The sequence below is a fragment of the Aphanizomenon flos-aquae FACHB-1287 genome, assembly GCF_014698755.1.
GTDB lineage: Bacteria > Cyanobacteriota > Cyanobacteriia > Cyanobacteriales > Nostocaceae > Dolichospermum > Dolichospermum flosaquae.
This window is the reverse complement of record NZ_JACJTO010000021.1, coordinates 53,608-75,997: the sequence shown is the minus strand read 5'-3', so window position 1 is coordinate 75,997 and position 22,390 is coordinate 53,608. Positions and strand designations below refer to the sequence as shown.

Annotated in this window: 17 protein-coding genes; 10 read left to right on the top strand and 7 right to left on the bottom strand. The window is 36.6% G+C overall.

What is annotated here, in order from left to right; translation table 11 throughout:
• Positions 1–206 precede the first annotated feature (206 nt).
• Together H6G44_RS11765 and H6G44_RS11760 are read left to right on the top strand one after the other, a co-directional pair.
• Positions 207–1,313 carry a hypothetical protein gene (locus tag H6G44_RS11765; protein WP_190386590.1) on the top strand — a complete coding sequence of 369 codons (1,107 nt, stop codon included), beginning with the start codon at positions 207–209 and terminating at the stop codon, positions 1,311–1,313.
• The gene (locus H6G44_RS11760) at positions 1,255–2,646 is read left to right on the top strand and encodes a vWA domain-containing protein (RefSeq protein WP_190386591.1); all 1,392 of its coding nucleotides are present in this window, start codon (positions 1,255–1,257) and stop codon (positions 2,644–2,646) included. Before H6G44_RS11765 ends, H6G44_RS11760 begins: the two co-directional genes overlap by 59 nt.
• A 126-nt stretch (positions 2,647–2,772) precedes the next feature.
• On the opposite strand, the gene H6G44_RS20655 is transcribed toward H6G44_RS11760, so the two are convergent.
• Together H6G44_RS20655 and H6G44_RS20650 are read right to left on the bottom strand one after the other, a co-directional pair.
• Positions 2,773–3,111, bottom strand: coding sequence for a hypothetical protein (locus tag H6G44_RS20655; protein WP_311138775.1), 339 nt, complete (start codon positions 3,109–3,111; stop codon positions 2,773–2,775).
• The gene (locus tag H6G44_RS20650; protein ID WP_311138776.1) at positions 3,111–3,686 is read right to left on the bottom strand and encodes a hypothetical protein; all 576 of its coding nucleotides are present in this window, start codon (positions 3,684–3,686) and stop codon (positions 3,111–3,113) included. The genes H6G44_RS20655 and H6G44_RS20650 overlap by 1 nt, the downstream gene beginning before the upstream one ends.
• A gap of 30 nt (positions 3,687–3,716) precedes the next feature.
• Between H6G44_RS20650 and H6G44_RS11750 the strand changes: the two genes are divergently transcribed.
• The 4 genes from H6G44_RS11750 (at position 3,717) to H6G44_RS11735 (ending at position 7,665) form a co-directional block, all read left to right on the top strand.
• Entirely contained in the window at positions 3,717–4,211 is a 495-nt protein-coding gene (locus H6G44_RS11750) for a hypothetical protein (protein WP_190386592.1), read from the top strand.
• A gap of 30 nt (positions 4,212–4,241) precedes the next feature.
• Positions 4,242–5,876: an AAA family ATPase gene (locus H6G44_RS11745; RefSeq protein WP_190386593.1), complete on the top strand. Its 1,635-nt coding sequence runs from the start codon at positions 4,242–4,244 to the stop codon at positions 5,874–5,876.
• A 167-nt stretch (positions 5,877–6,043) separates the two neighbouring features.
• Positions 6,044–6,892 carry a M23 family metallopeptidase gene (locus H6G44_RS11740; protein ID WP_190386594.1) on the top strand — a complete coding sequence of 283 codons (849 nt, stop codon included), beginning with the start codon at positions 6,044–6,046 and terminating at the stop codon, positions 6,890–6,892.
• 167 nt (positions 6,893–7,059) lie between these two features.
• A complete protein-coding gene (locus tag H6G44_RS11735) occupies positions 7,060–7,665 on the top strand; it encodes a peptidoglycan-binding domain-containing protein (RefSeq protein ID WP_190386595.1) in 606 nt (201 codons plus the stop codon).
• Here the strand turns inward: H6G44_RS11735 and wecB are convergent.
• Entirely contained in the window at positions 7,654–8,778 is a 1,125-nt protein-coding gene (gene wecB, locus H6G44_RS11730; RefSeq protein WP_190386596.1) for a non-hydrolyzing UDP-N-acetylglucosamine 2-epimerase, read from the bottom strand. The two genes, H6G44_RS11735 and wecB, sit on opposite strands and share 12 nt — an antisense overlap.
• Before the next feature lie 738 nt (positions 8,779–9,516).
• On the opposite strand from wecB, the gene uvrA reads away from it, so the two are divergent.
• Positions 9,517–12,459 carry an excinuclease ABC subunit UvrA gene (gene uvrA / locus H6G44_RS11725; RefSeq protein WP_190386597.1) on the top strand — a complete coding sequence of 981 codons (2,943 nt, stop codon included), beginning with the start codon at positions 9,517–9,519 and terminating at the stop codon, positions 12,457–12,459.
• Positions 12,460–12,639: 180 nt separating this feature from the next.
• Positions 12,640–13,521 carry an aspartoacylase gene (locus H6G44_RS11720; protein WP_190386598.1) on the top strand — a complete coding sequence of 294 codons (882 nt, stop codon included), beginning with the start codon at positions 12,640–12,642 and terminating at the stop codon, positions 13,519–13,521.
• On the opposite strand, the gene H6G44_RS11715 is transcribed toward H6G44_RS11720, so the two are convergent.
• Both H6G44_RS11715 and H6G44_RS11710 read right to left on the bottom strand, forming a co-directional pair.
• Positions 13,504–14,634, bottom strand: a complete 1,131-nt coding sequence (locus H6G44_RS11715; RefSeq protein WP_190386599.1) for a glycosyltransferase family 4 protein — start codon at positions 14,632–14,634, stop codon at positions 13,504–13,506. The genes H6G44_RS11720 and H6G44_RS11715 overlap by 18 nt on opposite strands.
• A gap of 59 nt (positions 14,635–14,693) precedes the next feature.
• A complete protein-coding gene (locus tag H6G44_RS11710) occupies positions 14,694–15,476 on the bottom strand; it encodes a PIG-L deacetylase family protein (protein WP_190386600.1) in 783 nt (260 codons plus the stop codon).
• A 494-nt stretch (positions 15,477–15,970) separates the two neighbouring features.
• Between H6G44_RS11710 and H6G44_RS11705 the strand changes: the two genes are divergently transcribed.
• On the top strand, positions 15,971–17,764 hold the full coding sequence (locus H6G44_RS11705; protein WP_190386601.1) for a WD40 repeat domain-containing protein: 1,794 nt from the start codon (positions 15,971–15,973) through the stop codon (positions 17,762–17,764).
• 117 nt (positions 17,765–17,881) lie between these two features.
• Here the strand turns inward: H6G44_RS11705 and metH are convergent, their stop codons facing one another.
• Entirely contained in the window at positions 17,882–21,424 is a 3,543-nt protein-coding gene (gene metH, locus H6G44_RS11700; protein WP_190386602.1) for a methionine synthase, read from the bottom strand.
• Between the two features lie 88 nt (positions 21,425–21,512).
• Complete coding sequence (locus H6G44_RS20520; RefSeq protein ID WP_276513850.1) at positions 21,513–21,641, bottom strand: hypothetical protein; 129 nt, start codon at positions 21,639–21,641, stop codon at positions 21,513–21,515.
• Here H6G44_RS20520 and purC point away from each other — a divergent pair.
• On the top strand, positions 21,640–22,383 hold the full coding sequence (gene purC / locus H6G44_RS11695) for a phosphoribosylaminoimidazolesuccinocarboxamide synthase (protein ID WP_190386603.1): 744 nt from the start codon (positions 21,640–21,642) through the stop codon (positions 22,381–22,383). The genes H6G44_RS20520 and purC overlap by 2 nt on opposite strands.
• Positions 22,384–22,390 lie beyond the last annotated feature (7 nt).

The window sequence follows — 22,390 nt, the reverse complement described above, 5'->3', positions numbered from 1 at the left end:
CTTGGGAAATGAGTTTATGATCATGGTTAATCAAAATATTTTAATCCTTCGCCCAAAATTTAACATATTTTTGGCTATTTTTATCAGGCTTTTCTTAACATTCAACACTTCTGGTACAATAGACAAATCTAAACAACCGAAAAAACGATGATCCAGTATACACCGATAATTTTAATATAGATATTTCATTTCTACATAACTAACCCATGAACAACCTCTCAATTAGAGCCAGTTTTTACGCCTTATGCGGCATAGTTTCCGCCCTACTAGGCTGGAGTATCAGTCAAATATTATGGCAAGAAATAGGCACTTTCTTGATGCTATTTGTACCCAAAGAATTTAGCATTCCTCCCTACATAATCTTATTAATAATTGTCACTCCCTGTATTACAAGTGGCATGATCATAGCAGAAACTTTTATCAGTAACCCCACTCGCTATAAAACTAATTGGCGATTCCTGACTCGGACATTTTTTAAAAAAGTGTTTATTGTCGGTTCATCGATAGGTTTATTTCTCGGTATTTTCAACTGGATACTATTACAAAGTAACTGGCCAGGTGGGTTAGTCAGAATCATTTCTTGGATCATTATCGGTGCTTTTGCTGGTTTAGCTGAAAGTATTAGTTGGAGTTGGCGAAGTATTGAAGGAACAGGAGATAGAGTCAAACAACGTATTCTTCAAAGTACAGGTTTCGGTGCTGGTTCAGGACTATTAGCAGCTAGTTTTTGCGAAGCTGTAAATACAGCATTAGGTCAATATCAAGAACCCGTTGGTTTCTTCTTATTTGGTGGTTTATTAGGTTTATCTTTATGTTTTGCAGCCAAACCCAGTTATCAAGTAGCATTGAGAGCAGGAACAGGATTTGAAGCCACAAAAAAACGCACTAGAAAATCTTCAGCAACTACTCAATTACAAGTTGATAGTAATGCTCCTACACAACTACTCCGACCAACATTAAATAATCAATCGCTCAAGTATATTCCTGATAATGATTACAAACATATTGAAGAAGGAGTTTCAATTCAATTACCAGCAAAAACCAAGAAACTTATAATTATTGGTTCTGGTGATACAGCAGATATTTACATCCCCCATTTACCAGAAGAATGTGCATCTTTACAGGTAAATTCTGATAATGTAATTATTCGTTGTTTAGCGGAAGAATCTGTAAAAATTCAACAAAGATTTTTACCAAAAAATCAAACCACCACTCTCAAACATAATCAAATTTTGACACTTTATCATGAAAACAATGAAGAAAAATTCTACAGATTCATTTTCTATAATCGCTTACTCGACCCCCAAGCTTAAATTAGGAATTGTTACTCTTTTATTAGGCTTTTTACCATTACCTGTTTTTGCTAATTCCAAAATTGAAGTATCTCCCCGTCCTACGGATGCTGATATTGTTACATTAAAAGTTAAAGTTGTTAATGATAACAATATTCCTATTGAGGGATTACAAAAATCTGAATTCAAATTACAAACTGCCAGAATTATCGCCAAAAGTCAAGATACTCCTATTAATCTCAAGTTCGCAGAAGTGACAAAATTTAGATTAATTCCACCGGGAGAACAATTAACATCAGATCCTGCTTATGTCGTCATTCTTTTAGATATGAGTGGAAGCATGAGAAAAAAAGATGCTAGTGGAGTCAAAAAAATAGATGGTGCTATTCTGGCTATTCAAGGATTTATTAAATTAGTCCGCGAGAAAAATTTACCTGTACATATTTCCTTAGTACCATTTGGAGAATCACAAATTGCTAAAGATAATTATGAGGTTAACCAAGAAATTATTGCTAAAAATTTCCTTCCAGCAAATTCACCAGATTTAGATAAAAGAGTCGCTGATTTAGGATCTTCTCCCACTAACGCAGGTACTAATTTATATAATCCTTTGAAAGAAGCAGTCAAATATTTAGGTGATAACTCCGAAGAGTTGACAAGACAAGCAAATAGTAGTAAAGATTTGAGAAAAGATGAACCACAAATTCCGCCTAAATTAGCAGTAATGTTATTATCTGATGGTTATCACAACAGTAAACGTAAAACAGAAGATCAACAATTTGCTAATTTAGAAAAAGTCTTTAAAAAATATCCGACAGTCAGAGTTTACACTTTAGGTTATGGAGAGTCTTTAAGACAGTTAAGAAATCGTGCTAATAACTGCAATATTCCTAATAGTTGGTTAGAGAAAAAAGAAGCAGTTGATTTAATTCAATCGTGTAAACTTCCCTCTGGGGACATATTCAACTATATTGTTGATCAACCAAGATTAAAACAAATTGCTGAATTAACCGGAGGTATTAGTAAATTTCCGCAAGATGTAAATGAAGCCGTCAATAGTTTAGAAACCTTTTTTAAAGCATTACGAGAATATGAATTACAATATATTCAACCAAATGCAGCACCAGCAGAAGAATATCAAGTGCAAGTTAGTGTTAATTCCTCTAACAGAGAACTAAATATTAATGCTGAACCTGTTAAGATCAGAATGCCAAATATATCTTTTTATAAATTACCTTTGATCCCAGATAGGTTATTTATATTAATATTAACTTTAGGTATTTTGGGAGGTGGTATCCTCTGGTTTAAACGTTGGAGTCAACAACTTAAAACTGAAGCTGACCGTTGGATTTAGGATAATTAAACACAAAAACAAAAAACAAGATCCCCGACCTCTTAAAGAAGTCCGGGATCTAAATGATGTGAGAGGTTGGTTGTTAAGTTGGGTTGTGCTTTGCTTAACCCAACCTACAAAAATGGGTTATTTAATGGGGAATTTAGCTAGTAATTCTTCACGAGACAACTGAGATAAATTGAGTAATAAATCAGTTCTTTCTGTGAGAGAAAGTTCCATAATAGAAGTAACAACAGCTAATAATTCCTCATCTAAATTACCAAAACGTGCTGTTAGTAAACTTCCTACTATTAACCGCAATTCTTCTTGTCTTCCCGTTTGTAGTCCCGTTTGTAATCCTTCCTCTCGCCATTCTTCGCGTTGTTTGAGATATGCTGGTGATAAAGTCATAATCAACTCCCTATCTTCATCGTTGATATTAGTGTTAATCTCTATATTTTTACGCCAAGATGCTAAAATTTCCACTAGATATTACACTGGTTTTCCGTGGAAACTGTTATCAGTTCTTGTACTGCTTGTTTTTGGGTTTCCCCATTACCTAACACCCTTAACCATAGTGTATCCTGATTTTTGGGTAATTGGTTAATTGCCACAATAGCTGTTTTATGCGATTCTCCTAGAAAATAAACTCCTGTCTCCCAATCATCTTTGAGTGTAGCCCTAAATCCATCTAGTTTATTTTTTGAGCAAGTTGGTGTTAAAATCCATAGAAATGGCAACTCGTTTTCCATGAGCCGCCGATTTTCTCTTTTTGCTTGTCTAAACAATTCTTCATGAAGGCTGTATAATTTTGACATACAACTTCTAATTGTCATTTCATTGGGAGGATTGCGAAAAGGTTCAAATAGACAGCTTGTAACTGCCATTTTCGCTAATAATCCTAAATCGGAAGTTACAGGTTTTGATTGATTGGGAACAAACCAAATATCTATTTCTCTAACTTCGCTTTTTACGTCTTTACTAATATTTACTTGACCTAAAGGTTTTAATAATTCCTCTAGATATTCTTTCGCAAATTGGTCATGGGCTTCTCTCGTCATACAAAATCCATAATTAATAATAGTGTTTTCATGATGTCTGAATATACGTTAGTTGTCAGAATAGCACAAGCAGGAAATAAGGAAATTAGTTATTCTATTAACTTGAGTACATTATATGAAAGTTATCCTGAAGATTATTTTCGTCAGGAGAATAATCGGTTTTTGATTAGTCAAACTATTGAACAACAATCAGCTAGAATGTTAACTTCTGAAAATTTAACTGCGATAATTTCTAATTGGGTTGCAGATATTAAAGTTGGTCGTCATCGTACTATTATAACCTTAGATTTACCTCTTGATACTCCTGTTCCTATCCAACCTGTAATTCCCATCAATAATCCTGTGAATAGCCCTATTATTGCTCCTGCTAAAAAACCTCTCCGTCCAGTAGTAAATCCAACTTCTGAAATAAAAACTGCAAATATCTCTACCAATAAAGTTGAAAATTCTCCTAATAGTAACACAGAAAAAACACCAGAACCAGTTACAGATATTCGGACCGATACTAACAAAGCTGATTTTTAATAACTTGTAAAACTAGGGAAGTTAAAAAATATGAAACCCGAATTACCTTATAATAAATGTCAGCAGGAATTACAGGATTTACTAAAATCTCGTTATCCGTTAATTTTTTTGAGATCATCAGAAGAAAATCGTGCTATTCGTTGTACAATAGATGCTCATTTAGCAATTTTGAATAATGCAGATATTCAAGATGGAGAATTAGCACAATGGAATAGTACAGAAGGTTTTCAACAAAGATTAGAAACTACTGGTTCTCCAAATCAAGCACAATGGCAAAGATTGGGTAATGCTATTGATAGAAATGGTAATCCAATTTTACAATCTTTGGATATTTTGCAACATCGTTTACAAGACCAAGTTAGTAAAAATCTCCAACGACAACATACTTTTTTATTACCAGATTGGTCTATTTTTTTACGTCCTGATGATAATTTAATGGCGCGAAAATTGAAAGAATTAATATTAGTAATAGACCAAAAAAGACCTTTGGTAAGAATGTCCTTAATTATCATTGGTTCAGATTGGAATATTCCGACTATTTTGCGAAATATGGTACATATTATAGATTTACCTTTACCTGTGGAAGCAGAACTTTATGAAAATGTTTTTAGTGTGGCTGTAGAAAAATATGGTTTAACAGAAGCAGATGCTGGAAGATTAGCAGAACAAGCTCAAGGAATGCCTTTACAAGCGGTAATTCAAACTGCTAAATTATCAACATCTAGGAATTTATGGACAGATCCAGAAGCGGCTGGACAATTATTATTAGAAGCGAAAAAACAGGAAATTAGAAAAACTGGAGTTTTAGAATATTATGCTCCCTCTGGTCAAGGTTTAACTGATGTGGGAGGATTAACTAAAGTTAAAGAATGGATATATAGTCGTGAGTGTTGGTTTACTCAAGATGGACAACCAGAATTACGTCCTCGTGCTATTTTACTAGAAGGTTTCCCTGGTTGTGGTAAAACTTTTATTGCCAGAGCGATCGCTCAAGAATGGCACGTACCGCAGATTAATTTTGAAATTGCTCGGTTACAATCTCGCTGGGTAGGAGAATCCGAAAGTAACACTTTTCAAGCTCTTAGAGCCATCGAAGCATCAGCACCAAATATCCTGTTTATGGATGAAATTGAAAAGGCTTTTGCCGGTGTGGGAGGTGATAGTTCAGGAGTTAGTACCAGACAGTTTGGGACATTTTTATCCTGGTTAAATGATCACGAATATCCAATTTTTTTCATCGCCACTTCTAATGATAGAGAAAAATTACCACCGGAATTGTTTCGCGCAGGCCGTTTTGATGAAATTTTTATAGTTATGCCTCCCAATACTGAAGAAAGATATCAAATTTTGCAAAAACGCACTACTGCTTATAAATTACCCCCAACTCCATCTTCTATTTTAGAATATCTTGTCGAAAAAACTGTCGGTTATTCAGGTGCAGAATTAGATAAATTAGTCAGAGAAGCTATTTATTTAGCCGAATATGGACACCTACCCACAAAGACTCATTGGGAAACTGCTTTATTAGAAATTAGTCCACAATATCGGACTCCCAATATGCAACAACTATTGCAAAAATATTTAAAATTAATAGCAAGTGGTGGTGGTAAACCAGCATCAGAATTAGAAATAGGTTTTTTAGAAAATCTGATTATGACAGCTTAGTTGTGTCCAGAAACAAAATACAGCACAAGTTGTAAATTTAACCAGCTAATTATCCTGATGTTACACATTTGAGACTGAAATAGCAAATAACCATAGCCTTTCTGCATTTACAGCAGTTCGCTTTGACTTCCTTTTCACCGCTATAGCAATTATTAGGCTAGAAACTGATGAAAAAAGTTAACATCTACCGCTTTTATAATTACGCTTTAATAAGCTTAATATCTTTTACTCTGGTATTAAATCTAATTTCCCCTGCTTTGACTCAGATAGTTTCTCCAAGTAAACCCATATCTGCACCTACTACTAACTTAATTTGGCCGACCCAAGGTGTGCTTTCTCAGGGTTTCCGTAAATATCAACACGAGGGAATTGATATTGCAGGTGCAACAGGAACCCCAATTTTAGCTGCTGCTGCGGGTACAGTTATGAAAGCTGGTTGGGATAATTGGGGACTAGGTAATTTTATCGAAATTAAACATCTGAATGGCAATGTAACCGTTTACGGACATAATAGCCGTCTACTGGTCAGTAAAGGTCAACAGGTCAAACAAGGTCAAATTATTGGAGAAATGGGTTCAACAGGCAATAGCACCGCCCCTCATTTGCATTTTGAATTTTATACAGATGGTCGTTTAGCTAGTAATCCTCTCAGTTTATTACCGTCCATTACCATTGCGAAAACACCAGTAAATCAACCAGTTACCCCTACTGCAAAACCAATTTTTCCCCTAAGTAATAATACTAATTGCGATGGAACTACAGTTATGAGTGGGGAGACAGCAACAGTTAGTATCAAAGTTTGTGAAGAAAATGGCCAGTTATTTTATTTAGGAAAATTAAAACAAGAACCAAGTCAACTTTTAAAAATTCGGGCTTGGAAAGTTGATAATCATAAATATCAGGCTAATAACGGCACTTTTTCCTACTTAATTAGTCCAGAAAAAATAGAAATTTGGCGCAATGGTAGTCCAATTCGTGCGGATAGTTTTCTCACTTCCTATGGTTTCGGGAAATAAAAATACTCACCACTTTATGTAATTGATGATTTCATTACAAATACCTGATGTGACAGTTAAAATGGCGGAATATGGTAGACCATAAATTGTCGTGAAGAAGTATAAAATTAGTAAAGATTAAACTAGACAAAAGTCTCGCAAAATTTCGCATAAAGGAGCAGGTAATTATGGAATATTTAGCTTATTCCTATATATATATAGCAGATGAACAAACAGATGAAAATTTTGTCTTAGATATTCCTAAATTATCATTTAAATGGCAGAAAATTTTTAAATCTTCTGCATGGTTGAGCTTTGCTGGTGTAAGTATATTACTAGCTACAATTACTCAAATGCAGTTTGCTTCTGCAGAATATGTCAGAACCAATGGTAATTGTCTAAATATCCGCACAGGATCTAGCATGGGGAATTCATCTATAGCTTGTGCCCGCAATGGTTCATACATTGGTGAAACTGGTAGTGTCAGAAATGGATTTGCGAGAATTTCTTCGGGACGTTATCGAGGATATTATGCTGCTGAAAGATGGATTGGTAACACTCCTGGTAGTTCTTCCCGCAGATATCGTTCTGGCTCTGGAGTTGGTGGTAGAGTCACCCTAGGATATGGCTCTAGAGGTGAACGAGTTAGAGAGGTTCAAAGAGCTTTAGGGATTAGAGTTGATGGTGTTTACGGTTCACGCACCATTAACGCAATACGTCAATTTCAAAGACGTAACGGACTGCGTGTAGACGGTGCTGTTGGTTATCAAACTCGGAGAGCTTTAGGTATTTAGCTCTCGTGACAGATAATTCTTGACAAGTCTTAAAATGCGTTCTGCTGCATGGCCATCACCAAAAGGATTAATAGCGTTAGCCATTTTCATATAAGCGGTAGAGTCCCTGAGTAGTTCACTAGCGGCTGTAACAATACTTTCCGTTTGTGTACCTACGAGTTTGGCTGTACCTGCGGTAACTGCTTCTGGCCTTTCTGTAGTATCTCTGAGAACTAATACTGGTTTACCTAGACTGGGGGCTTCTTCTTGTAAGCCTCCAGAATCTGTTAAGATTAAATATGATCGCTCAATAGCGCCGACTAATTCTGCATAATCTAAGGGTTCTGTTAGGAAAATTCGGGGATGTTTTCCTAATAACTCTTGCAATGGTTCTCTAACTGTGGGATTTTTGTGTAATGGCAGCAATAAGGCTGTATCGGGAAATTGATCTAAAATCTGTAAAAAACTTTGAGCGATATTTTCCAGGGGTTCTCCCCAATTTTCTCGACGATGGACTGTTGCTAATATTGTTCTATATTTATGCCAGTCTAGACCTAGTATATCACAAACCGGTTTTTTGGCAGCGACATTTAATAAAGCATCAATAACTGTATTTCCGGTGAGGTGAATTTCTCCTAATACCCCAGCATGTTGTAAGTTTTCTACCGCTAAGGTAGTAGGAGCAAAATGCAATTGTGTCAGTTGGGAAATTAATCTTCTATTAGCTTCTTCGGGAAAAGGATTAAATAAATCATCAGTCCTTAAACCTGCTTCTACATGACCTACGGGAATTTTTTGATAAAAGGCTGCTAAGGTGGCTGCAAAGGCTGTTGTTGTGTCTCCCTGAACAATTACAAAATCTAACTTTTGTGCCTGAAATAATGCTTCTAAACCTTGTAAACTTCGACAAGTGATATCATGAAGAGATTGCTGACGCTGCATAATCTCTAAGTTCCAATCGGCTTTGAGTTTGAACAATTTCATTACTTGTTCAACCATTTCTCGGTGTTGTCCTGTTAAAATTACCTGCAATTCAAAATCTGGAGAACTTTGAAAAACCTGAATTACTGGCGCTAGTTTAATCGCTTCGGGACGAGTACCTAAAATAATTCCAATGCGGTGTGGATTTGTCATTAGTTAAATAATTGCAACTTGCTGTTAATTTTCGGTTTCCCAAAACCTAATTAAGTAGGTTAATACAATAAAACCAAACTGTGTAATAATAGATTTGTAGGTTGGGTTGAGGTAGGAAACCCAACATGAGATTTGTAGGCTGGGTTGAGGTAGGAAACCCAACATGAGATTTGTAGATTGGGTTGAGGTAGGAAACCCAACATGAGATTTGTAGATTGGGTTGAGGTAGGAAACCCAACATGAGATTTGTAGGTTTTGTTGAGGTAGGAAACCCAACATGAGCTTTGTAGGTTGGGTTGAGGTAGGAAACCCAACATGAGCTTTGTAGGTTGGGTTGAGGTAGGAAACCCAACATGAGATTTGTAGGTTGGGTTGAGGTAGGAAACCCAACATGAGATTTGTAGGTTGGGTTGAGGTAGGAAACCCAACATGAGCGTCGGGTTGCGCTGTCGCTTAACCCGACCTACAAAAATGCACAAGGTACTAGTGTGAAAAAACGTAATAGTGCTATAATGACTATTTTTAACGCCAACTAGTTCTGACGATATCTAGTATCTGACGTTCCTTCTGTTTTCTGCTACCTCTAGTATAGGTTTTGTCTCAGTAATAAAATTTATTCTGATGATCATGATTTATCCTGGGTAGGGAATTAAGATCATAGATACTCTACTATAACCTGAGCAAAGATAGTATTATTAAGGATTATTTCACTATGTAACCTCTCCTTAGCCTGTCAATATGTCAGAAAATTTAGCTGCTTCCTTAAACGATGTGCTTCCAAACGCTCACAATAGCCAGAATACTATCCGCATTCGGGGTGCTAGACAGCATAATCTGAAAAATATTGATTTGGAATTACCACGCGATCGCTTAATTGTTTTTACTGGTGTTTCTGGTTCGGGTAAATCTTCTTTGGCGTTTGATACCATTTTTGCTGAAGGACAACGCCGTTATGTAGAATCTCTGAGCGCTTATGCTCGACAATTTTTGGGACAGTTGGATAAACCTGATGTTGAATCTATTGAAGGTTTAAGTCCAGCAATTTCTATTGACCAAAAATCAACTTCCCATAATCCCCGTTCAACGGTGGGAACAGTTACGGAAATTTATGACTATTTGCGATTGTTATATGGTCGTGCTGGTGAACCCCATTGTCCCCACTGCGAGCGCTCAATTGCGCCTCAAACCATTGACCAGATGTGCGATCGCATCATGGAACTTCCCGACCGCACCCGCTTCCAAATTTTAGCCCCTGTAGTCCGCGGTAAAAAGGGAACTCACCAAAAATTAATTTCTGGTTTAGCTTCCCAAGGTTTCGCACGTTTGCGGGTAAATGGGGAGGTGCGAGAGCTATCTGATTTGATCGAGTTAGATAAAAATAATACACATACTATAGAACTGGTTATTGACAGATTAGTTAAAAAAGACTCTATTCAAGAGCGTTTGGTAGATTCTCTAGCAACTTGTCTTAAGCAATCTCACGGCATTGCTATAATTGAGGTATTAAAAGATACATCAGATAAGATAGCGCTGGAGCGGTCTAATAGTAAGTATATATCAACTGAGGAAAAAAATCAAGGTATTTCTGAAGAAGAATTACCAAAAGAAATGGTATTTTCCGAAAATTTTGCTTGTCCCGAACATGGTGCAGTAATGGAAGAACTATCACCGCGGTTGTTTTCTTTTAATTCACCTTATGGCGCTTGTCCCCATTGTCATGGGATTGGGACTTTAAGAAGATTTTCACCGGAGTTAATTGTACCTAATACAGATTCGCCGATGTATGCGGCGATCGCTCCTTGGTCAGAAAAGGAAAACTCCTATTATTTAGAATTGCTATATGCTGTGGGGTTAAATTATGGCTTTGAGTTACAAACTCAATGGGGGAAGTTAACACCAGAACAGCAAAAAATTGTTTTGTATGGAGAAGAAGAAAAGAAAACCACAGGAGAGAAAAAGCCGACTTTTAAAGGTGTAATTCCCATTTTACAAAGACAATATGAAGGGGGAACAGAATTAGTTAAACAGAAATTGGAAGAATATTTAATTGATCAACCCTGCGAAGTTTGTGGAGGAAAAAGATTAAAGCCTGAAGCCTTGGCTGTGAAGTTAGGACAATATGGAATTTTAGATTTTACCAGCGTTTCCATTCGGGAATGTCGGGAAAGAATAGAAAAATTAGAATTGAGCGATCGTCAAACCCAAATAGCTGATTTAGTCCTGAGAGAAGTTAAAGCCAGATTACAATTTTTATTAGATGTTGGCTTAGATTATTTAACCTTAGATCGTCCCGCTATGACATTATCAGGAGGAGAAGCCCAACGCATTCGGTTAGCGACACAAATCGGTTCAGGATTAACAGGAGTTCTTTACGTTTTGGATGAACCAAGTATAGGTTTACATCAAAGAGATAACGGAAGATTATTAAAAACCTTAACCAAATTACGAGACTTAGGAAATACCTTAATAGTCGTCGAACATGATGAAGAAACTATCCGCGCTGCTAACTATATTGTGGATATTGGACCTGGTGCAGGAATTCATGGCGGACATATTATTTCCCAAGGAAGTTTAGAGAACTTACTTAATGCTGAAAAATCTTTAACTGGTGCTTATTTATCAGGAAGAAGAGTCATAAATACTCCAACCAAAAGAAGAGAAGGAAACGGCCGGGTTTTAACTATTAAAAATGCCCATCGCCACAACTTACAAAATATAGATGTGGAGATTCCCTTGGGGAAACTTGTCTCAGTTACAGGTGTTTCTGGTTCAGGAAAATCTACTTTAATCAATGAATTACTTTATCCAGCCTTACAACATCATTTACTAAAAAAAGCTCCTGCACCCAAAGATATAGATGAAATCAAGGGTTTAAACTGCGTTGATAAAGCCATTGTCATTGACCAATCACCTATAGGGAGAACTCCCCGTTCTAACCCCGCAACTTACACCGGAGTTTTTGATATTATTCGTGATGTTTTTTCCCAAACTGTAGAAGCTAAAACCAGAGGTTATAAACCTGGACAATTTTCTTTTAATGTTAAAGGAGGACGTTGCGAAGCTTGTAGCGGTCAGGGTGTAAATGTGATTGAAATGAATTTTCTTCCTGACGTTTATGTGCAATGTGAAATTTGTAAAGGTGCGAGATATAATCGGGAAACTCTACAAGTTAAATATAAAGATAAATCAATTTCTGATGTTTTGAATATGACAGTTGAGGAAGCCTTAGATTTTTGTCAAAATATTCCCAAAGCTGTAACTAGATTACAAACTTTATTTGATGTTGGTTTAGGTTATGTTCAGTTAGGACAACCAGCTACAACTTTATCTGGTGGGGAAGCACAACGGGTGAAGTTAGCAACAGAATTATCTCGAAGAGCGACAGGAAAAACACTTTATTTAATTGATGAACCAACAACAGGATTATCTTTTTATGATGTTCACAAATTATTGGATATTTTACAAAGATTGGTGGATAAGGGAAATTCAATTTTAGTAATTGAACATAATTTAGATGTGATTCGTTGTTCTGATTGGGTAATAGATTTGGGTCCTGAAGGAGGAGATAAGGGCGGAGAACTTATTGCCGCAGGAACGCCGGAAGATGTGGCCAAAAATCCCCGTTCTTATACTGGAGAATATTTACAGCAGGTGTTGGCACAATATCCAGCGGTAAGCTAGATTTATTTTTTCAAAATCAAAAAATAAGTTGAGAAATATTGCCTATTTTTACAACTTCTGACTCCTGACTTTACTAAAATGTCGGGAATCTCCATTTTCTCTGTCCATAAATCAAATGAAAGTGCTATGGACTGATAAAATGTTCTCACTTTCATGGTCAAGCTTATCAACGAGGTACTTATGAATCAAATTCATCGGGTGGCAATTGTCGGTGGAAATCACGGTAATGAGTTAACAGGAGTTTACTTGATCAAAAAGTTTCAGCAATATCCCCATTTAATCCATAGGTCTAGTTTTGAAACCTTATCATTACTTGGCAATCCTAAAGCTATTGCTGCACGGACAAGATATATTGATACAGATCTGAATCGTTGCTTTAATGAATCTCAATTATCAGATGTGAAAACCTCAAGTTACGAGGAATTAAGAGCGCGAGAAATTCAAAAAATATTACAACCACAAAACCAACAAAGTGTAGATGTAATTATGGATTTACATACTACTACTGCCAATATGGGATTATGTATTATTCTGGGAAATTGGCATCCTTTATTGCTAAAATTAGCTGCTGATTTGAGCGCGGTTAATCCTTTGATAAAAGTTTATATTCATGAACAACCAAAAGGTAGTGGTTTTCTCCGTTCTTTATGCAATTTGGGTTTTTCTATTGAAATTGGTGCTGTACCCCAAGGAGTTTTAAATGCTGAATTATTTCAACAAACTGAAAAACTTATTTATAGTATTTTAGATTATTTAGAAAACTATAACCAAGGGAGGAATTTACAAGAAAATCACACACTAACGGTTTACAAATTAATTGGTTTTGTTGATTATCCCAGAAATGAAGTAGGGGAAATCCAGGCAATGATTCACCCCCAACTTCATTTAAAAGATTATCAACCCTTGCATCCTGGCGATCCTATTTTTCTGAATTTTACAGGGGAGGAGATTTTCTATCAAGGAAATTCTACTGTTTATCCTATCTTTATTAATGAAGCTGCCTATTACGAGAAAGGAATTGCTATGCACATCAGCCAAAAAGAATTAATTCAAATTTGCTAATTCTCTAGTTTCTATGACTTTGATGATATTATCTTTCTTGATTAATTCACGATATACCGCTAGTATTTCTTCATTCACTCGTACAGCACTGAATCTTTCTAGACCTTGTTGGGCGCGAAATTTCCACTTATCTAAAAGTTGACGATCGCTCAGTAATTGTGTTAAAGTCTTAGCTAAGGTTTGAATATCTTTAGGAGGTACTAAAATCCCAGCTTGACCATGATCTAAAGTTTCAGGAATACCATCTACATCACTGGCTACAATTGCACAACCAGTTTCCCGTGCTTCTGTTAGCACTAAACCAAAAGATTCGCAATGTGAAGCCAAAACAAAGATATCCGTTGCTAACATATAACGTTGTGGTTCTGACTGAAATCCTTCAAAATGAATGCGTTGGCGTAGTCCGTTACAGCCATCACTAAAAGCTGGATTTTCCACCATGTCCTCAAACATTTGCCGATCTGGTCCATCTCCTACTAAATATAAATGTGCTTGGGGAAAATCAGTGGCAACTATTTTAAATGCCTCAATTAACTCATAAATACCTTTACGGGTATACATCCCAGCGACAGTAGTTATAGATGGATGTGGCATTTCTACCGGTTGATAATCTTGCAGTTTTTTATGTCGAGGACTTCGTAAAGTCCCGTTACTAACTACACGCAATTTTTGGGCTGGAATTCCCCGACGAATCATGGAATTAGCTACTGCATTACTAACTGCAATTACCTGATCTGCTAACCCCATGAGAACAGCACTATGTTGAAATTCATTATGGACAGTAGAAACTAAATGATATTCTCGATTCTTGCGAAAAATCCCGGCTAAAATTGCCCCTGTCATCATATGTACATGAACAATATCTGGCTGAAATTCTTTAATTATTTGACGATAATCCCAAACAGCTTTAATAAGATTTAATGGTGTGCGGGACTGATTTAAATAAAAATGTTCAACACCATGATCTGCTAATAATTGTTCATATTCCCCACCAGCAGAAGCTACAGCAATATCAAAACCACTTTTTGCTTGTAAACAAGCTAAATCTACAGCTACATTGACAATTCCATTACCGATTTTTTGAACATGATTAGTAATATGTAGAATCCGCATTTAAATTTTCCCACCTTAATTATTTATAGCAAATGTGAAGATACTGACCGCTAAAAACTTCACTCAGATTTAAAAAATATCTCTTCCGAATTGAAAAATCGTTTAATAAATCCATGAGGTAACATTTGAAGTTGAGAAGAATAGGCAGCAATAGCTTTTTCTTTTTTCTCCTTGACAGATGTAACAGATAGGTGATAAGCTGCTGCAATATCTTGTAACTTCAAAAGAATGAATATTGGCGATCGCCAAAATACCCAAATAGGATACTGAAGTATTTCTGTAGTGATTTTAGATTGGGTAATTGCCATTTTCACTAAATTATAGGTAGCCTCATGATCTTGATGACAGTCTTTGCGGTGAGGTACATAAACCTCCCCCGGTTGATAAAAATTTAGCAGTTCAGAAATTTGAGTAATTATCTGTTGCTTTTTCTCCATATTCAACGAAGCTAAACTACCATCTTGATGATTTAAAAAATGAATTTCTGAGGAGTTTACACCTAAAATACTTAATGCTGTTAAAGATTCTTGTTGACGAATACGGATAACTTGATTTTGAATATGCAGATCTGATCCATGAGAACCTCTACCATCAGTCAAAAAAGTTATAGCTACTTGTGTTCCTTGTTCTCTTTTCCGGGCAATCATCCCTCCACAACCAAAGGTTTCATCATCTTGATGGGGTGAAAACACCATTACTGACTTTTCAGAGAATTTTAAAGGTTGACTTCCCCAATGCAAAATCCACGACGAAACTAAGCTACAATGAATATATTGTATCATATTCAGCAATTTATCAGGAATGATCCTTTCTAAGGAAATTAGCATTTTTTTGTTATTCATAATTTTAAAATTGATTCAAGAGGAAATTAAAGTTTTGTACATGACAAATATTGATGGGAAACATTAATCAAAATAACTATTTTTATCATAGTCAAGCTGTAGATAATATTATTTATTTTTTTAATAAAGTTATGCTGAAAATATGAATAAGAGAATTCTCAGTAGTATTTTTAATGAAAAGTTATCCGCGTGCTGTTAAACATTAGCTAACGGCTAAATGCTGATCATTATTATATCCAGAAGTGTTTCTAGAGAAACAGTAAATTATTAGTTAGGTTAGTTAAAATTTAGGTTAATCATCAAAACCCACCTCACTCACCACATAAAATTAAGCCGTAGTTAATTAGGGGTTGATGTTTATCATTAAATTCAGCTAGTTTTTGTATTCTTGTAGACTGTAATAGTTACTAAATTCCTAGTTACCAAACTTTAGAAATTGAGTAATTATTCCCTGGAAATAAGTTATCTTGGGTATGCAATTGTGTGCCACTATCATGCAAATGAATTGGATTAATTTACTAAAAGCGCAACAAACTGACTTCTTAAACCGGGTGAAAAAAACCAAAACTGCGGATATTTCTCTTTTAGAAAATCGGGTCAAAGGTTATCACAGCGAAGTAATGGCCTTTGCGGGGGATTCATTAACAAAGATTCTCGAATGTTCCCGTCAGCAAGCCGAAATTCTCGCCAGAAATCCGCCACCAATACCACCTGAATATCCCCAATATCCTGATTGGATAATTCCCTTTCCTACTTATTTTCAACGTCAAGCAGAAGATTATCTTATCCGTGAACAAATTGTAGATCAAATCATTGGTAAACGGTTAGGAAAATTAGTTAAAAAAGTGCCACAAAACACTTTAGAAAATATGGTTTTGGATGATGAGGGAAATTTACGTAGTCAAAGTAAATTTACTTATTTGTTAGCGAATAACCCCAAAATTAGTATTCAAGTTCACGTAGCAGACGGAGAAAGTTTTAACGGCATTAAAAAAGATAAAATCCGTTGGTCTGTTAGTCAAGAAGATATTAATAACCACCAAGTATTAATTTTCTTATGTTTGTTCTATCCAGGAAATACTCAATTAGGATACCACAAACAAACCGTAATTACTGGTTTTTTACCAACAAATCAACTAGATTTTTCAGAATCAAAGACTTATTTAAACCCTAGTAGTTTATTGTATGCAGGGGGATTAAATTGGTATTTACAATCTCTGGGTAGTAAACAGGATAACCTAGCAATAACTGATGAGAAAATAATTGTAGAAAACGTTCAAACCTTACCATCAGATCATCCACATAAGAAAATTATTGGTGATTGGGAATATTGGCAAACATTGAAAGGACATACCAAAGGTATTAACTGTTTAGCCTATACTATTAAAACTTTAGTAGTCAAAGATCATGGATGTAAAAATGTTCAAACTATCCCCATTTTAGCCAGTGGTAGTCGGGGAGAAACAAAATTATGGGACTTAGCTAAAGGTGAATTAATCGAAACATTATCAGAATATCCTTGGGTGATTTATGATCATATCAATGAAATTAATTCCTTAGCTTTTAGTACCGACGGACAAACATTAGTGAGTGTAGGTGCAGATTCCACAGTTAAGATTTGGCACACGGGAGCATTAGACCTAATTGATATTCTCCATAAACATCATGGAGATGTTCGTTGTGTGGCATTTACACCCGATGGTAAAATGTTAGCTACAGGTGGACATGATCGCAAGATCTTATTTTGGAATTTGCGCGATCGCCAAGTAGAAAATACGCTATCATTAGATGATACAGCTGCCCATTCAATGGTATTAAGTCAAGACGGCAAAATTTTGATTACGGGTAGCTATCGAAAAATCAAAGTTTGGGAAATATCTTCAACACAAAATCAGAAAAATTTCCCAGATACACAACCAATATACACCTTAATGGGTCATTCACATATTGTTAATTCCTTAGCCATGAGTGCTGACGCTAAATTTTTAATCAGTGGTAGTCAAGACCAAACTATTCGAGTTTGGAATTTAGCCACTGGGGAATTAATTAACATTCTCAAAGGACATCAAGATAGTGTTAATGCAGTTGTTTTAAGTCCTGACGAACAAATTATTGCTAGTGCTAGTGCTGATAAAACTATCAAATTATGGCATTTACAATCTGGGGAATTATTAGGAACATTTACTGGTCATACTAATGCAGTTACAACCTTATCATTTACTACCTCTGGAGAAATGTTAGTTAGTGGGAGTTTAGATAAAACCATTAAAATTTGGCAGCGGAGTTAGTTAAAAACCGTGCTTTATTGATGTCTTTTCCTGATTTTAATTGAGTACAATTTTCATGTACAAAAGAATCTCATTAATCCCCCTCCATCTAACAATAAAGGGGGTGATAAAGTGCCATTAAGCCGTAAAATACTTCGCTACAGGGTGATAAGTAATAATCGCCGTTGTAGACTGTTCTGGATACAACTGTTCACTTTCATCCATCCGCATCTTCATCCTATCAACCCCCAACAACTCCAACTGCTTAAACTGATCTTGGATATTCGGACAAGCCGGATAACCGAAACTATACCGAGAACCCTGATAACGCTGCGCCAAAATATCCCGAATATTATCAGGTTCAGAATCTCCAAAACCCAACTCCCGGCGGATTCTAGCGTGAGTCCATTCAGCCAAAGCCTCCGCCACCTGCACAGCCATACCATGAAAATACAGATAATCAGTGTATTGATTATTAGCAAAAAGCTTTTGAGCAAATTCCGTAGCCACTTCTCCCACAGTCACCGCTTGCATAGGGAAAACATCAATTATTCCCGACTCCTTGGGTGCAAAGAAATCTGCAATACATAAGCGATTCAAAGACTTCTGACGCGGAAACTCAAAACCGACTCTTACCTCCGTGTCCTCCGTGCCTCCGTGGTTCGTTTCATAAATCAATAAACTATTCCCCACAGACTGACAAGGAAAATACCCATAAATCACATGAGGGTGCAATAAATTTTCCTCAATAATTCGCCCTTTCCACACCTCTAAAACCGGATAAACCTTATCAGCTAAAAACCCCTGATATTCCTCCTTAGATTGTTCCTTAGGTTTACGAAATTGCCATTGTCCAGCCACCAAAGCTTGCAAATCCAAATACCAAAATAATTCCTCCAAAGAAATATCATCAGGTTCTAAAAACTGCGTTCCCCAAAAAGGTGGTTTTGGACGTTCAATATCTACAGACACAAAATCAGAACGCCGCGTATCAACCTCTTTTTTAATCTCAACATTATCTATTGTGGGGTGGGCATCTTGCCCGCCCTTTTTCCCAACTAATTCATGTCCATTTTCTGCAACTTCATCCAAGAACCCTTGTAAATCATCCCAATTGCCGCCGATTTTTGCAGGCATTAATTTATCCATAAAATGCAAATCAGAAAAAGCATCTTTGCCATAAATAACCTTACCTTGGTAAGTATTTTGGCAATCTTGATTAACAAATTTAGGAGTTAAAGCTGCACCACCTAAAATCACGGGAACAGTAATACCCTTTTCATTAAAAGTCTGTAAATTCTCCTTCATAAAAGCGGTGGATTTTACTAATAATCCACTCATAGCAATACAATCAGGTTGATATTGTTCGTAAGCTTGAATGATATTTTCTACAGATTGCTTAATGCCCAGGTTAATCACCTTATAACCATTATTAGATAAAATGATATCCACCAGGTTTTTACCAATATCGTGAACATCACCTTTTACCGTAGCAATCACAAAAGTTCCTTTGGCATTATTACCAGATTCCGACTTTTCCATAAACGGTTCTAAATAAGCAACCGCAGCTTTCATAGTTTCCGCTGATTGTAATACGAAAGGTAGCTGCATTTGTCCAGAACCGAACAATTCTCCCACAACTTTCATGCCGTCTAATAAGAAAGTATTGATGATTTGTAAGGGAGGATATTGTTCTAAAGCCTTAGTTAATTGTGCTTCTAAACCAATACGTTCACCGTCAATAATATGGCGTTTCAAACGTTCTTCAATTGGTAAACTTTCATCAATTCCCGTATTCCGTTTAGTTTTGACTCCTGCAAAAATTGTCGTCAGTTCTCCCAAAGGATCATAAATGCAGACATTACCATCAAATTTGCGTTGATCATAAATTAATTGTCGACAAACTTCTTGATGTTGAAGTTCGATTTTAGCTAGTGGTAAAATTTTACTCGCGCTGACAATTGCTGCATCCATACCAGCTTTCATGGCTTCATGCAAAAACATGGAATTTAGGACCATCCGCGAGGCAGGATTTAAACCAAAGGATATATTAGAAACCCCCAACATGACATGACTTCCGGGCAATTCTTGACGAATACGGGCAATTGATTCTATTGTCGCCTTACCATTTTTTCGATCTTCTTCAATTCCCGTAGAAATAGGTAAAGCTAAAGTATCAAAAAATATTTCCGTAGGAGCAATACCATATTCTACAGCTTGACGGTAAGCACGTTGGGCAATTTGAAATTTTTTGTCCGCAGTCCGGGCCATACCATCTTCATCAATTGTCCCAATAATTACACCAGCACCGTATTTTTTAGCTAATTCTAGCACTTTCAGAAATCGCGGTTCGCCATCTTCGTAATTAGTGGAATTGAGCAAACACTTACCACCAGCTACCTTTAACCCTGCTTCCATTTTTTCCCATTCAGTGGAATCAAGCATTAAAGGTAGTGTAACATTATTCACGATACGAGAAACCAACTGTTGCATATCACGCACGCCGTCACGTCCGACATAATCAACGTTAACATCAAGGATATGCGCCCCCTCTTTTACCTGACTTCGCGCCATAGAGACTAAACCATCCCAGTCTTCGGCGTTCAGTAAATCACGGCATTTTTTAGAACCACTGGCGTTAAGACGTTCACCAACAATCAAGAAAGAATTTTCTTGTTCATAAGGTTGAGTAGTATAAATTGATGCGGCTGCTGATTCTAAACTTGGCTGTCTAACTTTCGGTTTTAAATCCCGAGCAATTTCCGCCAATTGTTGAATGTGTGCTGGTCGTGTCCCACAGCAACCCCCAATCACTTGGACACCTAGATCTTCGATAAAGTGCATTAACGCCATTCGTAATTCTACGGGCGTAAGCCTGTAATGTGCTTGACCACCTACATTTTCCGGTAAACCCGCATTAGGAATACAGGAAACCACGAAGGGAGAATGTTCTGATAAATACTTGATATGTGGTTTCATCAAGTCAGGTCCAGTGGCGCAATTTAAACCCAGAATATCAATGGGGTAAGGTTCTAAAATCGTGAGAACGGCGTTGATTTCTGTACCTACTAGCATTGTCCCCATGCTTTCCATGGTTACAGACACCATTAATGGTCTTCTTTCCCCTTTTTTGCTAAAAATTTCCTCAATTCCGTTTAATGCGGCTTTAATTTGCAGTACATCTTGACAAGTTTCCACGAGGAATAAATCCACACCACCATCAAATAAAGCTTCTGCTTGTTCAGCAAAAGAGGCTTTCATCGTGTCAAAATCAATATGACCCAAGGAGGGAAGTTTGGTGGTAGGACCTATAGAACCGGCTACAAACCGGGGTTTTTCTGGGGTGGAAAATTCCGCAGCCACACTTTTGGCTAGTTCGGCGGCTTTTTTCGTGAGATAGTAAGCTTGCTCTGCTAGGTCGTATTCTGCTAGAACTATGGACATAGAACCAAAGGTATCAGTTTCAATGACATCAGCGCCAGCGGACAGAAAATCACGGTGAACTTTAGCGACAGCTTCGGGTTTACTGTGGACTAAATACTCATTACAACCTTCATACTGCGCGCCTCCAAAATCTTCGGCGGTCAGGTTTTGAGATTGTAAGTTTGTTCCCATAGCACCGTCAAAGACGATAACGGGACGTTCTGGACTATGTAGGTGTTTAATAAAGGGATGGGTCATATTCTGTGAAAAAATAGAGTTTGTTTTGTAATACTAGACTTAATGTATTATCTGTTTACAAATTGAGGTAGTCTAGCTTCAATTATTGTCAGTTATCAGTTGTCCGTTGTCCGTTGTCCGTTGTTCCCTGATCATTAATTTTTAACGCTAACCTACTTAAAATAGGAAAATTTTCAGATTTAAGCAGTCCATTACCGAAAACATTATCTACCACCATGTCTGTTAATTCTAAGCTCTATGAAGGCAAAGCTAAAATTCTTTACGCAACAGATGATCCAGATATCTTGTTAACTGAGTTCAAAGATGATGCTACAGCCTTTAATGCTCAAAAACGGGGTAGCATTCAAAACAAAGGCATGATTAACTGTAGTATTTCCAGTCAACTATTTCCACAATTAGCGGCACAGGGGATTAAAACACATTTTATTGATAGTCCAGCCCCTAATTTGATGAGAGTTAAGGCTGTAAAAATCATTCCCTTAGAAGTAGTAGTAAGAAATATTGCCGCTGGTAGCCTGTGTCAGCAAACGGGGTTAGCATTAGGGACGGTATTATCACAGCCCTTAGTGGAATTTTATTATAAAAATGATCATTTAGGTGATCCTTTACTAACAAGCGATCGCTTATTTCTTCTAGAATTAGCGACAAGGGAACAAGTGGCTCAAATTACCGATCTTGCTTTGGAAATCAACGAATTTCTCAAGCAGTTTTGGAAAAAATGTCAAATTATCCTAGTGGACTTTAAACTTGAATTCGGTGTGGACTCACAACAGCAGGTGCTTTTAGCGGACGAAATTAGTCCCGATACCTGTCGTTTATGGGACATAGCCGAAACCGATACTAACCGCCGAATTATGGATAAAGACCGATTTCGTCGTGACTTAGGAAACGTAGAAAATGCCTACCAGGAGGTTTTAGAAAGAGTATTAAAAGTAGTAGATAACTACAAAATTGAGTAAATAATTT